This is a genomic window from Pseudomonas sp. Bc-h (genome assembly GCF_002080045.1).
GTDB lineage: Bacteria > Pseudomonadota > Gammaproteobacteria > Pseudomonadales > Pseudomonadaceae > Aquipseudomonas.
Genome location: NZ_MUIN01000004.1, coordinates 218,811 through 231,959 on the forward strand (window position 1 = coordinate 218,811; position 13,149 = coordinate 231,959).

9 protein-coding genes are annotated in these 13,149 nt (G+C 60.5%); 2 read left to right on the top strand and 7 right to left on the bottom strand.

Going from position 1 to position 13,149, the window contains the following annotated elements:
• Complete coding sequence (locus tag BWR59_RS07950) at nt 1-888, bottom strand: triphosphoribosyl-dephospho-CoA synthase (protein WP_081565089.1); 888 nt, start codon at nt 886-888, stop codon at nt 1-3.
• The gene (gene mdcA, locus BWR59_RS07955; RefSeq protein WP_081565090.1) at nt 888-2,564 is read right to left on the bottom strand and encodes a malonate decarboxylase subunit alpha; all 1,677 of its coding nucleotides are present in this window, start codon (nt 2,562-2,564) and stop codon (nt 888-890) included. Before mdcA ends, BWR59_RS07950 begins: the two co-directional genes overlap by 1 nt.
• A gap of 385 nt (nt 2,565-2,949) precedes the next feature.
• Here mdcA and BWR59_RS07960 point away from each other — a divergent pair, with 385 nt between their 5' ends.
• Nucleotides 2,950-3,198 (top strand): ribbon-helix-helix protein, CopG family, encoded by a 249-nt coding sequence (locus BWR59_RS07960; RefSeq protein WP_081565254.1) that lies wholly within the window; start codon nt 2,950-2,952, stop codon nt 3,196-3,198.
• A complete protein-coding gene (locus tag BWR59_RS07965) occupies nt 3,176-3,454 on the top strand; it encodes a type II toxin-antitoxin system RelE/ParE family toxin (RefSeq protein ID WP_081565091.1) in 279 nt (92 codons plus the stop codon). Before BWR59_RS07960 ends, BWR59_RS07965 begins: the two co-directional genes overlap by 23 nt.
• Nucleotides 3,455-3,549: 95 nt before the next feature.
• Here the strand turns inward: BWR59_RS07965 and BWR59_RS07970 are convergent, their stop codons facing one another.
• From BWR59_RS07970 to pilH, 5 genes are all read right to left on the bottom strand, one after another.
• On the bottom strand, nt 3,550-4,041 hold the full coding sequence (locus tag BWR59_RS07970; protein ID WP_081565092.1) for a chemotaxis protein CheW: 492 nt from the start codon (nt 4,039-4,041) through the stop codon (nt 3,550-3,552).
• Entirely contained in the window at nt 4,034-10,033 is a 6,000-nt protein-coding gene (locus BWR59_RS07975; RefSeq protein WP_081565093.1) for an Hpt domain-containing protein, read from the bottom strand. The genes BWR59_RS07970 and BWR59_RS07975 overlap by 8 nt, the downstream gene beginning before the upstream one ends.
• 36 nt (nt 10,034-10,069) lie before the next feature.
• On the bottom strand, nt 10,070-12,112 hold the full coding sequence (locus tag BWR59_RS07980; RefSeq protein ID WP_081565094.1) for a methyl-accepting chemotaxis protein: 2,043 nt from the start codon (nt 12,110-12,112) through the stop codon (nt 10,070-10,072).
• An 89-nt stretch (nt 12,113-12,201) separates the two neighbouring features.
• Nucleotides 12,202-12,741: a chemotaxis protein CheW gene (locus BWR59_RS07985; RefSeq protein ID WP_081565095.1), complete on the bottom strand. Its 540-nt coding sequence runs from the start codon at nt 12,739-12,741 to the stop codon at nt 12,202-12,204.
• 16 nt (nt 12,742-12,757) lie between these two features.
• Nucleotides 12,758-13,123 carry a twitching motility response regulator PilH gene (gene pilH / locus BWR59_RS07990; protein WP_003316741.1) on the bottom strand — a complete coding sequence of 122 codons (366 nt, stop codon included), beginning with the start codon at nt 13,121-13,123 and terminating at the stop codon, nt 12,758-12,760.
• Nucleotides 13,124-13,149 lie beyond the last annotated feature (26 nt).

The window sequence follows — 13,149 nt, forward strand, 5'->3', positions numbered from 1 at the left end:
TCAGACGTTCCTCGTTTCATCGCCGAGCGCAGGCTCAAGGCAATCGATAAACAGGCAGGCTGCAAGCAGATCGGCGGCGCCACCCGGGGATGCGTTCAGGCTCAACAACTGCTCATCGAGCGCATGCAGGGCTCGTCGGCCGCTCAGCGTCGCACTACCTCCAGCGTCCAGCACTCGCTGCGCGCCTTGCTGCATGGTCGCCAGACCTTGCTCGCCGGCGCGATACAGCACGCAGGTATCGGACAACGTGGTCATGATCGCCAGCAGTGCATCGAGTCTCGCGTTCTGCTCGCCATGATTGGCGGTGCGGCTGAGTTTCAGTTGGGGCAGGCCGCATTGGGTGACAGCGGGGAAGCCCATCTGAGCCTGCTCCCGCGCGCCCATGGCGCCGTATTTGCGAGCGACTACAGCGCCGTGGCTGTCTTGTGTGGGTAGATTGCGATCCTCGATCAGCGCCAGACAAGCCGCGCGCAAGCCCAAGCCTGCCGCCGACAAATCAGAGGGATCCAGCGCAGCCGCCGTGACCAGCAACCCCAAGGCCCAGATGGCGCCACGATGGGTGTTGACGCCGCCCGTGGTGCGCATCATCGCGACTTCGCCTTCACGACCAATGCGGCCTATCGCCTCTCTCAATGGTTGACCGATTTCGCCGATCTCAATCGCAGCTTCGGCCATTTCCTTGAAGGCAGGCCACAGTGACAGCGCCGATGCGTGCATCAGGCCCAAGTGCAGATCCTTGTGCGCGCCACTGCTGCGACGATCGACCAATGCCGGCTTTGGCGACAGGTCGGCTTCGTCGATCAGCGCGTCTACAGCCAGATCGGCGAGACGCTCAGCCAATGGCAGCGAGCGAGGTGAAGCGTCGAAAGCCAGGTTGAGTGCGCGCATCACCAGCTCCTGAATTTTGCAGGCGGGTTGTACAAACCACCGGACCACTCCACCAGCTCGGCGATGCTCTTGGCGGCCAGCAATTCACGACTGGCGTCGGTGCGGCGAATGCCCAGATCTTCAGGCAAGGCGATCAAGCCTTCACGACGCATGCGCGCGGTGTCTTTGGGGTTGTGTCGAAGGCCGATGGAGGTCACGCCTGCCACGGCGGCGATCATCGCCTGACGCTCTTCCAGGCTGCGCGCTTTGTACAGGTAGGCGATACCTTCTTCGGTCAGCAGGTGGGTGACGTCGTCGCCGTAAATCATGATCGGCGCCAGCGGCATGCCACTTTTCTTGGCCACATCCACGGCGTCGAGGGTTTCAACGAAGGTAGGTTTGCCGCCCTCCTGGAAGGTTTCGACCATCTGCACGACGAGCTTCTTGCCGCGCTCAAGGTAGGCGTCCGGGCCATCGCCGCTGTGCTGGCGCATGTCCAGCCAGGCCGGGGTTGCATGACGTCGACCGCGTGGATCATGACCCATGTTCGGCGCGCCACCGAAACCGGCGAGGCGACCGCGAGTCACGGTAGAGGAATGTCCGTCGCCATCCACCTGCAATGTCGCGCCGATGAACAGGTCCACCGCATACTGCCCGGCCAGTTGGCACATCATGCGGTTGGAGCGCATAGAGCCATCGCGGCCAGTGAAGAACACATCAGGCCGTGCGGCGATGTAGTTTTCCATGCCCAGTTCGGTGCCAAAGCAATGCACGCTTTCGACCCAACCGCTTTCAATCGCGGGAATCAGCGTTGGATGCGGGTTGAGCGTCCAGTTGCGGCAGATCTTGCCTTTGAGCCCCAGCGACTCGCCGTAGGTCGGCAGAATCAGTTCAATAGCTGCGGTATTGAAACCGATGCCGTGGTTAAGCGACTGGACGTTGTGTTTCTCGTAGATCCCGCGAATCGCCATCATCGCCATCAGCACGTGAACCGGCTTGATGTGGCGCGGATCGCGGGTGAACAGCGGCTCGATGTAAAACGGCTTGTCGGCGACCACCACGAAATCGACCCAGGATGCCGGAATGTCCACTCGCGGCAGATCGCTGACGTCGTCTACCAGCTGGTTGACCTGGACGATGACGATCCCGTCGCTGAACGCCGCAGGTTCGATCAGAGCCGGAGTGTCTTCGGTGCTGGCGCCGGTGTAGATGTTGCCCGCACGGTCGGCCATGAACCCGGCAGACAGCACGACATTGGGAATCAGGTCGACCAACAGGCGGGAATACAGCTCGATGTACGTATGAATCGCGCCGATTTCCAGCAGACCGTCTTCCAGCAACTGGCTGATGCGCAGACTTTGCGTACCGGCGAAAGAAAAATCGAGCTTGCGGGCGATGCCGCGTTCGAACAGATCCAGATGCTCGGCGCGTCCGACGCTGGGCATGATCATGTGCAGATCATGAAGCTTGCCGGGATCGGCCTTGACCAGCGAACGAGACAGAAAATCCGCCTGCTTCTGGTTGTTGCCTTCAAGCACCACACGGTCACCGGGCGCAATCAACGCCTCCAGTGCCGCAACGATCTTGTCGGTGGGCAGTACCACGCCATCGGCGAAGGAACGCACTTGCTCGAGCCGCCGCTGCTTTTCGCTGCGACGACGCGACCAGCGCGGGTCAAGTTTCGTTGTTGTAGTCATGCTGACTCCACGAGTTTCGCTGTCGTGGGCCACATTAGGAGCTAAGGGTGCGGGGTATCAATCAAGCAGACATGTCGATCGTTACGGTTGGAGTAATGATTCATTCCAAGGAGAAGCACGCATCTGACAGCGCCTTAGGAATGGCATGCCGGAAATGGCTATTCGGCTCACATGATGAGCCGAATAGTGGATTTATTCGGCTCACGGACTGACACACCTTAGCGATAAATATGTACCACCTCCGTTATCAAGCAGTCCGATAGGATCGCAAATTTGCAGGTGAAGCCCTATGACGCTGCCACATCAATTGCATTCCTCCGCCCATCCGCCTACCGTTACCGGACCTGTATACGACGTATACGCCGATCAAATGCACGGGGGCATCATGTCATCGACTGTTTTGTCATTCAGAACAGATGAAGAAATGGTAAATACACTAGATCGCTTAGCGGCAGCGACGGAGCGTGATCGTCAGTACCACCTCAAGCGAGCGTTGAGTCAATATCTGAAGGCAGAAACCTGGCACTTGGAAGCGACTGCCGAAGGTATCGCTGATGCCGACGCGGGAAATCTGGCAGACATGGAGTTGGTAAGACAGAAGTGGATGAAGCGTGCTGAAAATAACGCTGACTAGCAAAGCTCAGAGCGATCTGGAAGCCCTGCACGAGCGCTACTCAATCCACGCGGGGTCAAGAGCAGCCAATCGCGTAGTGTTGGAAATACTTGAATCGCTGGAGCCGTTGAGAACTTTCAGCGGTTTGGGGCGCCCTTCTCAATCTCCGGACATCAGGGAATTCGTGTTTACCAGATACCCTTATGTGGCGCCGTATCGGGTAGCGAATGGTCAATTGCAGATCTTGCGGGTTCTTCACCAGCGAACAGATCGCTAGCCTCCAATGGTCCGAGTCGATTAGTTGTGCTCGGCATGCCCGAACGGCTCTGCCATCAAACTCTTCGACCCCGCAACGATCAGGACTTACAAAAATCAAATCCCCGGCCCAGCCACCTGCACCAACCCCGCATCCACCAGCCACTGCTCCAACGCCACAAGATCAGGCACTTTCGCGACGGTTTCGCCGACCTGCACTGCTGCCAGCTCAAGTTCAGACAGAGGTACATCAACGTAACTAAGTTGGTTGTCGAGCTTGCAGGAGCGGGGGATGCCTTGGGTCAGCAGCGCGATGAATTTCAGGTCGGGGCGGCCGCCCAGCGCGTTGAGAACCACGATGCGCGCACGGCCGCCGACCCGGGCGCGGCTGCCACAGGCGGCTTCGAAACTGAGCAGAGGCAGGCTTCGGTTGCGCCAGTTGATCGGGCCCAGATACCACTGCGGAGCGGCGGGATCGGCGATGCTGTCCTGATAGTCGATCAATTCGGCGACGGCCACGTTGGGCAGCAACAAATGCCGGTCGCTCAGCGGAATCAGCAAGCCGGTGAGGCTGGTCAGGCGCGCGGTTTGCGTCGTGGTGTCAGACATTTACGTGACTCCAGTGGGCAATGCTCTCCAGCAGCGCAGCTTCCTGATAAGGCTTGCTCATGTAGTCGTTCACGCCCAGGGCCATCGCACGGTCGCGGTGTTTCTGCCCGGAACGGGAAGTGATCATGATGATCGGCAAGTGCTTGAGCGCTTCGTCTTCACGCACTTTGCTGGCGACTTCAAAGCCGTCCATCCGCGGCATTTCGATGTCCAGCAGCATGACGTCCGGCGTGTGCTCCTTCAGCAGAGCCATGGCGTCGACACCATCCTTGGCCGTCAGCACGTTCATGCCGTTGCGTTCCAGAAGACGTCCGGTGACCTTGCGAACGGTGACCGAGTCATCAACCACCATCACCAGCAACGGTCGCGTCTGTTCGGTTTGGACATAAGGCGTCGGCGCCTGACCGGAGACCTGCAATGCCAGCATCCGCGCGTGCAAGCGACGGATATGGGCGAACAGGTCGAGAATCAGCACCACTCGACCATCGCCGAGGATCGTCGCCCCGGAAATCCCCTGCACGCCGGAAAACTGCGGTCCGAGGTTCTTCACCACGATCTCCCGCGATCCCGCCAGCGCATCGACCTGCACCGCTACCCATTGATCATGGACATGAACCAGCAGCACTGGGAGCGGCTGAGTCTGGCCGCTCAGCTTTGGCGGCTGTCCGTGATTGAGCAGCTCGCCCAGATAACGCAGTTCATAACTGCGCTCGCCATACTGATATCGCGGTGGCGAGGATTGGTAATACGTCTCCAGCTCGCCAGGCATGACCCGCACGATGCCTTCGATGCTGTTCAGCGGCACGGCGTATTGCTCTTCGCCGCACTGCACCATCAGCGCGCGATTGACCGATACCGAGAACGGCAGGCGAATGCGGAAACGCGCGCCTTGCCCTGATTTCGAGTCGATGACCATTGAACCGCCCAGATCCTTGACCTCGGCGTGCACCACATCCATCCCGACGCCGCGTCCGGAGATCTGGGTGATGGTTTCGGCCGTGGAGAAGCCGGCCTGCAAGATGAATTGCAGCGTGTCGTGCTCACTCAACTCGGCGTCCGGACTGATCAGGCCGCGCTTGATCGCCTTGCGTCGTACAGCCTCAAAATCGACTCCTGCGCCGTCGTCGCTCATTTCGATGACGATATCGCCGCCTTCATGGGACAGACTCAGCGTGATGTGGCCCATTTCGGACTTGCCCGCAGCCTGGCGCTTTTCCGGGCTTTCGAGGCCATGGTCGATGGCGTTGCGCAGCATGTGTTCCAGCGGCGCGACCATGCGTTCAAGCACGTTGCGGTCCATTTCGCCCTCAGCGTTGACCACATCGAACTTGACCTTCTTGTTCAGCTCGCCCGAGACCTGCCGCACGATTCGACGCAGACGCGGCACCATGCGCTCGAAGGGCACCATGCGCGTGCGCATCAGGTTTTCCTGAAGCTCGGTGTTGACCCTCGCCTGTTGCAGCAACAGGGTTTCGGCTTCATGAGCACGGGTGTCGAGGGTTTCCTTGAGGTCCATCAAGTCGGACGCGGACTCGAACAGCGCGCGCGACAGTTGCTGCAACTGGGAATGGCGATCCATTTCCAGGGGGTCGAATTCTTCGTAGCCCTGCCGTTCGGCCTGACGGTCGCGGCTGAGGATCCGACCCTGGGTCTCAATGTCCAGCCGACGCAACTGATCGCGCATGCGCTCGATGGTGGTCTCCATCTCCGCCAGGGTGATCTGCGCGTCGCTGACCTGCTGCTCGATGCGCCCACGGAAAATCGAGGTTTCGCCCGCCAGGTTGACCAGATCCTCCAACTGCTCCGCCGCAACCTTGACCATCTCCGGCCCGGTGCGCTCGGCATCGGCATCCGGCGCTGTGGCGGCAGGTTCTGCGGCGGGTGCTGGAGCAATCGTCGGCTCTTCCGGCGCCTTGCTGCCGACCTCATGTATCGCCCCCGAGGCCGAGTACTGCGCGATGCTGTCGATCAGCAGCGTCGGATTGGGCAGCGGCTCATACCCACGAACGGCATCGACCATGTCGGCGAGCATGTCATGGCCGCTTTGCAACAGGCCGTTGAGCAGCGCGCCGTTCTTCAACGCACCGGACGACAAACCTTCGTACAACGATTCCAGTTCATGGGCCAGATCGCCGATCGGGGCAATCTCCACCATGCGAGCCCCACCTTTCAGGGTGTGCAGGTCACGCAACAGGTTTTCCACTTCCAGCGTGTTCTGCGGATCGGCCTGCCAGCGGACCAGCGCGGCGCTTGAACTTTCAATGATGTCGTCGGCTTCTTCGAGGAAGATCTCCAGCAACTCGGGATCGCGTTCGTCGAGCGGCTGGATCATCGAGCCAACGTTGCGCGCCTCGCCATCATGGGGCAACACGTAACAGTTGCACTGGCGGAACTCGCGAATCTCCTCGATGAGCGGCGCGGGATCAGCCAACGGCGTGCGGTGTTGCAGTTGTTCGAGCATCTGCGCCAGATGATCGTGGCTGCGCACCAACAATTCGGCCAGTTCAGGGGTGTGGTTGCAGCGGCGATCGATCAGGCCTTCGTAAAGTGATTCAAGCTCGTGCCCAAGATCGCCCACCGGACAGATTTCGGCCATGCGCGCGCCACCCTTGAGGGTGTGCAGATCGCGCTGCAAGGAAGAAAGCGGCAGCGGGTTTTCCGGATCGTCGAGCCAGCGTTGAAGGGCCTGGCCCGCGCCTTCGAGAATGTCGACCGCCTCTTCCAGAAAGATATCGACGATTTCCTGATCCAGCTCGTCGCGCTGCGGTTGTTCAGGTTGGGCTGGCTCTGCATCCAGAGTGGCCTGGGTTAATTCAGTGACCCGGGTCGCCAGGCCGCCCTGGCTTTCGATCAGGCCCGTGGCGCTTGGGTCCAGGGCTTCATCGAGGAGTTCGCGCAGCGCTTGCACCCGCTCCGGACAGGCCTGAACCTGTTGCCCCGCCGCGACCTGATCAAGCATGTTGATCAGCGCTTCATGGGCATTTTCCGCTTCATGGAAAAACCGTTCGCTGACCGCCAGACTGCTCTCTTCCACCGCCCCATACAGATCCAGCAAGGCTTCGCACAGCTCATCCACTTGCGGCAGATCGGCCATGTGCGCGCCGTGGCCGAGCATGGTCAATTCGTCGAGCAGTGCGTTGAGCTCCTGACGCTCGCGTGGATGCTGCCGCCAGCGTTTGAGCAGGTTTTCGGCGTCCAGCAGGATATCCATGCCTTCAGCGAGGAAACTGGCGATCAACTGCGGATTGCGGCGGGTGCGCAGGCCGTTGCTGTCAGCGCTCAACGCATCGGCCATTCGCTCGTCGAGCAAGGCATGGGCCGCTTCGATCAACTGCGTGGCGCCCTCGATCGGCATCAACGGGTCGGGCTTCAACTGCATCAGGCCCTTGTGGAACAGAGGCTCGGCGAGAGCCAGCAGCTCGATTTCCGGCTGGCCGACAGCAATCTGGTTAGTCTTGAATTCGCGCACCAACTGATCGAGCGGGCTCGCCAGCTCGGCCATCGGCAGCACACCGGCCATGTAGGCGCTGCCTTTGAGGGTATGCAGCGCGCGCAGTAATTCATCACTGAAGACAGGGGATTCTTCTTCTCGGGCGGCGTCGAGGTAGCGATTCAGGGTATCGAGATGCGTATGGGCTTCCTGACGGAAAATCTCCAGCAGCTGCGGATCGAAGCCCTGCTCTTGCGGCTCGTGGGGCTCTGACGGCACTGCTGGCTCAGCGGCCTGTGACTCGACCTCCTCGCCTTGGGCCAGGGCATGGGCGCGGGCGGCGAGCAAGTCCACGTCATCGCGCTGGCGCTGGACGTCTTCGGCGAAATCACGAATGACGTCCGGTAACAGCACCTGCACATCGATCAGTAATTGATGAACCTGGCCGTCAGCCTTGACGCTGCGCTCCAGCACGCGGTTCAGCAGGTTTTCCACGGCCCAGGCCAACTCGCCGAGCACCAGCGCACGGACCATTCGCCCGCTGCCTTTGAGTGTGTGAAAGGCGCGACGGATTTCGCTCAATGCGGAAAAGTTTTCACCGTCGGCCAGCCAGCGCGGCAGGTATTCATGCAGCGCCTGGAGGACCTCGTCTGTTTCCTCCAGGAATACGTCACGCAGTTCATCGTCCACCGCCTGCTCGCCTTTGGGCGGCGGCAGCAGGCTGGCTGGTACATGCCGTGCGGGCGGATTGACTGCCGACACCGGGCTGGCGAGTACTTCGGCGATGCTTTGGCTTGGATTTACCAGAGCCTGCTGCTCATGCAGCTCGTTCAGTTCTTCGTGGCTGATGACCTCATCGAGCACCGGCACGTCCGTGTCAGGGACCGGCGAATACCCCAGTTTTGCGAGGCTCTCCTGTGCCAGATCCAGCACATGCTCACCCGGCGCCTCGGGATCTTCGGCCATGCGTTCCAGGTAATATTCGATGCCGATGATCACGTCCGCCAGATGGTCCAGCTGCGACGAGACAGGCGGCTCTGTGCTCGACAGCAGTTGTTCGACGATGTAGTCGTTGCAGGCCGCCAACAGGCCGGACGCCCGCGCCAACGGGATCATTGCCAGCGCGCCACGCACCTGAATCAGCTGCGCAGACAACGGCGCCAGGCGTTCACGGTCCATTTCGCCATCAACGTAATCGTCGATCACGTCCTTGGCCTGTTGCAGCACGACCCGCGCTTCCTTGATCACCAACTGGTGAATCTGGCTCAGATCGGTGGTCGGCAGCCGGCTTTCTTCGGGGCTGCTCTGATCAACCGTCCCGGCCATGCCCGCCAGCGTTGCCTCGACATACAGCAAGGCGCCGGCGACATCCATCAGCGTGGCGTCGTTGGGCTCGCGCTGTCCTTGGGCCATCCCCTGCACCACGCTCAACTGATCGATGATGACCTTGCGCGGCTGGCCGAATCCCAATACCGCCAGGGTGTCGGCGATCTGTCGAAGCGGCGGCAACAGGGCGTTGAGTTCGCTGACGTGCTGGCGGTCGCCACGCACGAACACGTCGAGCCGCTCTTTGGTGCGGACCAGTTCGTCGCATAAGGCGATGATCACCGAGCGCATGGCGTCGCGATCCGGGCCAGCCATGCGCGCGCGCTCTTCATCCACCAGTGCGCTTTGCGGCAAGGCTTCGGCGAGGCCGTACTGATCCTTCAACTCAATCATCCTCTGCGCCTGACTGTCAGATTTGGCGATATAAAACAGCAGGCTTTTCAGCAGCTCATCCGGGGCGGGCTGATTGATCCCGGCGATGCCCTGTTCCTGCAGGCGCTTGAGCTGCTTGTCGGCATCTTTGAACAGGCTGCGCAGCGCCGGGCTGTTGGTGAAATTGCCGCTGGCCATGGTCTCGACCAGCGCCGAGGCTATGCGCCACAACGGTTCGAGCGGCGCGTCCTTGCACAGCATCTCAAGGCGCGCGAACACTTTGGTCATGTAGCCCAGTTGCGTCTGCACATCCTGCTCGCGCAGCAAACCGACCAAAGCAGTCTGCAGAGTCTGACGCAGCTTGCGCAGTTTCGTCGGCAACTCGGGGCTGTCGCGCTCGGCCAGGGTCTGGGCATCCAGTTCGGCGACCGACAACAACTGCGGTGAGAACAGGCTGGTTTCTGAAAGCAGGCTTTCGCCACGCGCGCTGCGCAGGTCGTTGAGCAGCGGCAATACCACCAGTGGCAGGTCACGACGTGCCGAATGCACGCGCTCCAGATACACCGGCAGTTGGCTCATCGCCTGATTCAGCAGCTGAACGGCTTCGGTTTCCTGAACGACATGGCCCTGTTGCAGCGCCAGCGCCAACTGCTCGATCTCTTCGGCGAACAATGCGGCGCCGTAGAATTCGATCATCTGCAAGCTGCCGTGCACCTGATGGATGAAGTCCAGACAGACTTCCATGGCGGACGGGTCATGCGGCCGCGCGACGAAGGCATCCAGTGCCTGACGTGCGTGTTTGAGGGTTTCGGCTATTTCGCCCTTGACCCACTCCAGGGCCACGTAATCGTGACGGTCAGCCATGGTGGCTCCAGTTGCCCAAGTCGTGACGCATGACGATCAATGCTGATCCCTTGAAGCCGGCAGTGTAAAACCGGACACCGAGCGACGCATCTCGCTGGCCATCTTCGCCAGATTGCCCATGCTCTGCGCAGTGGCCGCCGTGCCCGACGTGGTTTGCGTGGTGGTCTGCTGGATCACGGTCATGGTCGCGGAAATCTGCTGACCCAACGCAGCCTGCTGTTGCGCAGCATTGGTGATGCTCTCGACGAGCGCGGCGAGGACCTTGGAAACCCCTTCGATTTCCTCCAGCGCCACACCGGCATCCTGCGCCAATCGTGCGCCACGCACCACTTCGGTGGTGGTCTGCTCCATGGAGATTACCGCTTCGTTGGTGTCATTTTGAATCGCGCGGACCAGCGTTTCGATCTGCTTGGTCGCCGAGGACGAACGCTCGGCCAGCCGCTGAACTTCGTCGGCAACCACGGCAAAACCGCGTCCGGCGTCACCCGCCATCGATGCCTGGATCGCGGCATTCAGCGCCAGGATGTTGGTCTGATCGGCAATGTCGTCGATCAGGCTTACAATATCGCCAATTTCCTGGGAAGACTCGCCCAGACGCTTGATCCTCTTGGACGTGTCCTGAATCTGCTCGCGAATGTTGTCCATCCCGTTGATGGTGTTATGCACCACCTCGTTGCCCTTGTTGGCGATGGCGACCGAACGCTCGGCAACCGCCACCGACTCCGAAGCGTTGGCCGAGACCTGCTCCACGGATCTGGACATGTCGTTGACGGCGTTCGATGCCGCGGCGATCTGCAAGGCCTGATGCTCAGAGGCCGCTGCCAATTGGGTCGCGGTGGTCTGAGTGTCCTTGACCGCACCGAACACTTGCTCGGCGGTGAGGTTGATGGTTGCGACCAGTTCGCGCAACTGGTCGATGGAGTAGTTGATCGAATCGGCAATGGCGCCCGTGAAGTCCTCGGTTACCGACGCCGCGACAGTAAGGTCGCCGTCGGCCAGATCTTCGATCTCGTCGAGCAAGCGCATGATCGCGGTCTGGTTGCGCTCGTTCTTCTCGGCGGTCTCGCGCAGTTGACGGTTGGTTTCCCTGACCATGACCAGGCCAATCAGAATGATCGATGCCAGCGCCAGCAGACCAAGAACGTAGCCACCATAGCTATTGGTGGCGCGACCGCCAGCCATGTGCTCGAAGCTGTTGGCGAGCACGGAGGCTTCGTCGAGCAGGGTTTGCGAAAGGTTGAAAATATTGCCTGCGGCTTCGCGCACTTCCAGCAATTCCGGCGAGGTTTCCAGAATTTCATCGACTGATCCCGACACGAACTGGAACAGCTCGGCGATTTCAGCCAGCCTCGCCCGCGCATCGCGGTCTTCCACCTGAGCGATCTTCAGGGTCGCATTACCATCGAGCATACCGTTGAGCACCCGACCGAACTGGCTGGCGTCGCGCCCGAAGGCATCGGCGGCTTGAACAGCGGTTTCATCGCCGGACAACACGGTATTCACGGCGCCGAGAATTCGCTCTGCGAGCAGCGACTGACGCTGGGCGAGCGCAACCTGGCTGGCGGGGGCGCGATTTTGCAGAAGAATGTCGACGACCTTTTCCGACTCGATCTGCAACTGCGGAATGGTCTCGGCGAGTGTTGCCGCGACCTGATGCAGCGACAGCACCGTTTGCTCGCGAGAAAGGATCACATCGGTGCTTTTGCGCAGGTTTTCCCAGTCGTTTTGTACCGCTTTGAGTTCGTCGGTGACTTCGGCAGGCGCAGCGGGCAAGCCGGTGTTCTTGTCGCCCTTCTTGAGGTATTGCCAGCGAGTGTCGAAATCGTTGCGCGCATCGGCCAGCAACTTGAACGCCGCAGCCTTGCCGGCCGCAGCCTCTGTCGCGTTTTTCGCGATGCGCTGAGACAGAACCCGTAGCTCGCCGGCATGCCCGATGTACTGTTTGTCGTAGTTGGACTGCGTGCTCAAGTACGCAAAATTGACGAACAGCAGCATGATGAAAACGATCAGGCCCACGAACAGCGCAATGATCTGCGAGCGACTGCGCGCGCCTTCCAGTGACTTGCCGGTATTACTCATTTCTCAGGGCTCCGCCTGAACCATGGCTCTTGCGGACAGGTCCGCGCCTGCGAAGACGACGGGCGTCCTCGGTGCTGTGCCAGACAGTATTAAAGTGCAACATCCATAAAACCCGGCGACTGCACCAGGATTCTGGGACTGAAAACCCGCCAGGCCTGCTCGCGTAGAAACCGGCCTTGAATATAGGGGGCGATGTTCGGCTCGCTGTCATCCGGGGACTCTGGCATCAGGCTTCGCTCACTGAAATGCTGCATGCCCAACACTTCATCGACCAGCAATCCGGTGAACACGTCCTGATGGTCGATCACCAGCACCCGGCGCTGCTTGCGCAGCGGCGAGAGTTCGTGACCAAAAAAAGCGTAGAGGTCCATGATCGGCAGCAATCGACCGCGCAGGTTGGCAATGCCCTTGACCCATGGCTTGACGCCCGGCAGCGCGGCACAACGCGGTTCGTGGAGGATTTCGTCAACCTCGCCCATGGGCGCCACGTAATAGCGCTCGCCCATGCGAAAGCCGATGCCGCTCCAGCCTTGCTGTCGGGTTTCCTGCAACGGCAACCCGGCAGCCAACGAGCGACAGCGCTGGTCGATATCGAGCAGCAGCTGGAAGGCAGTTTGCGACTGAGCCATGAACGCCAGCGGGCCTTCAGCCCGCCAGGACCGCGTTCAGGGTTTTCATGAGGGTTTCTTCGTCCACCGGCTTGGTCAGGTAATCCCTTGCGCCCTGGCGTTTGCCCCAGACCTTGTCGGTTTCCTGATCCTTGGTGGTGATCATGATCACCGGGATCATGCTGGTGTCCGCGTCCTTGGTCAGCTGACGGGTCGCCTGGAAGCCATTGAGACCGGGCATGACGATATCCATCAATACCGCATCGGGCTTTTCCTGGCGGGCCAATGCCACGCCATCGGCACCGTTTTCAGCTTTGAGGACTTCGTGGCCATGCTTCTCCAGCATCCCGGTCAGCTTGTACATTTCAGTCGGCGAGTCATCGACGATCAGAATTCGAGCCATGGTGCTTCCCCATAGAAACAGCCGCC

Excerpts from the sequence above, each read along its gene's own strand:
- BWR59_RS07985 (WP_081565095.1), bottom strand. The coding sequence starts at position 12,741 with ATGGCTCAGTCGCAAACTGCCTTCCAGCTGCTGCTCGATATCGACCAG.
- pilH (WP_003316741.1), bottom strand. The coding sequence starts at position 13,123 with ATGGCTCGAATTCTGATCGTCGATGACTCGCCGACTGAAATGTACAAG.
- BWR59_RS07960 (WP_081565254.1), top strand. The coding sequence starts at position 2,950 with ATGTCATCGACTGTTTTGTCATTCAGAACAGATGAAGAAATGGTAAAT.
- BWR59_RS07970 (WP_081565092.1), bottom strand. The coding sequence starts at position 4,041 with ATGTCTGACACCACGACGCAAACCGCGCGCCTGACCAGCCTCACCGGC.
- BWR59_RS07975 (WP_081565093.1), bottom strand. The coding sequence starts at position 10,033 with ATGGCTGACCGTCACGATTACGTGGCCCTGGAGTGGGTCAAGGGCGAA.
- BWR59_RS07980 (WP_081565094.1), bottom strand. The coding sequence starts at position 12,112 with ATGAGTAATACCGGCAAGTCACTGGAAGGCGCGCGCAGTCGCTCGCAG.
- BWR59_RS07950 (WP_081565089.1), bottom strand. The coding sequence starts at position 888 with ATGCGCGCACTCAACCTGGCTTTCGACGCTTCACCTCGCTCGCTGCCA.
- mdcA (WP_081565090.1), bottom strand. The coding sequence starts at position 2,564 with ATGACTACAACAACGAAACTTGACCCGCGCTGGTCGCGTCGTCGCAGC.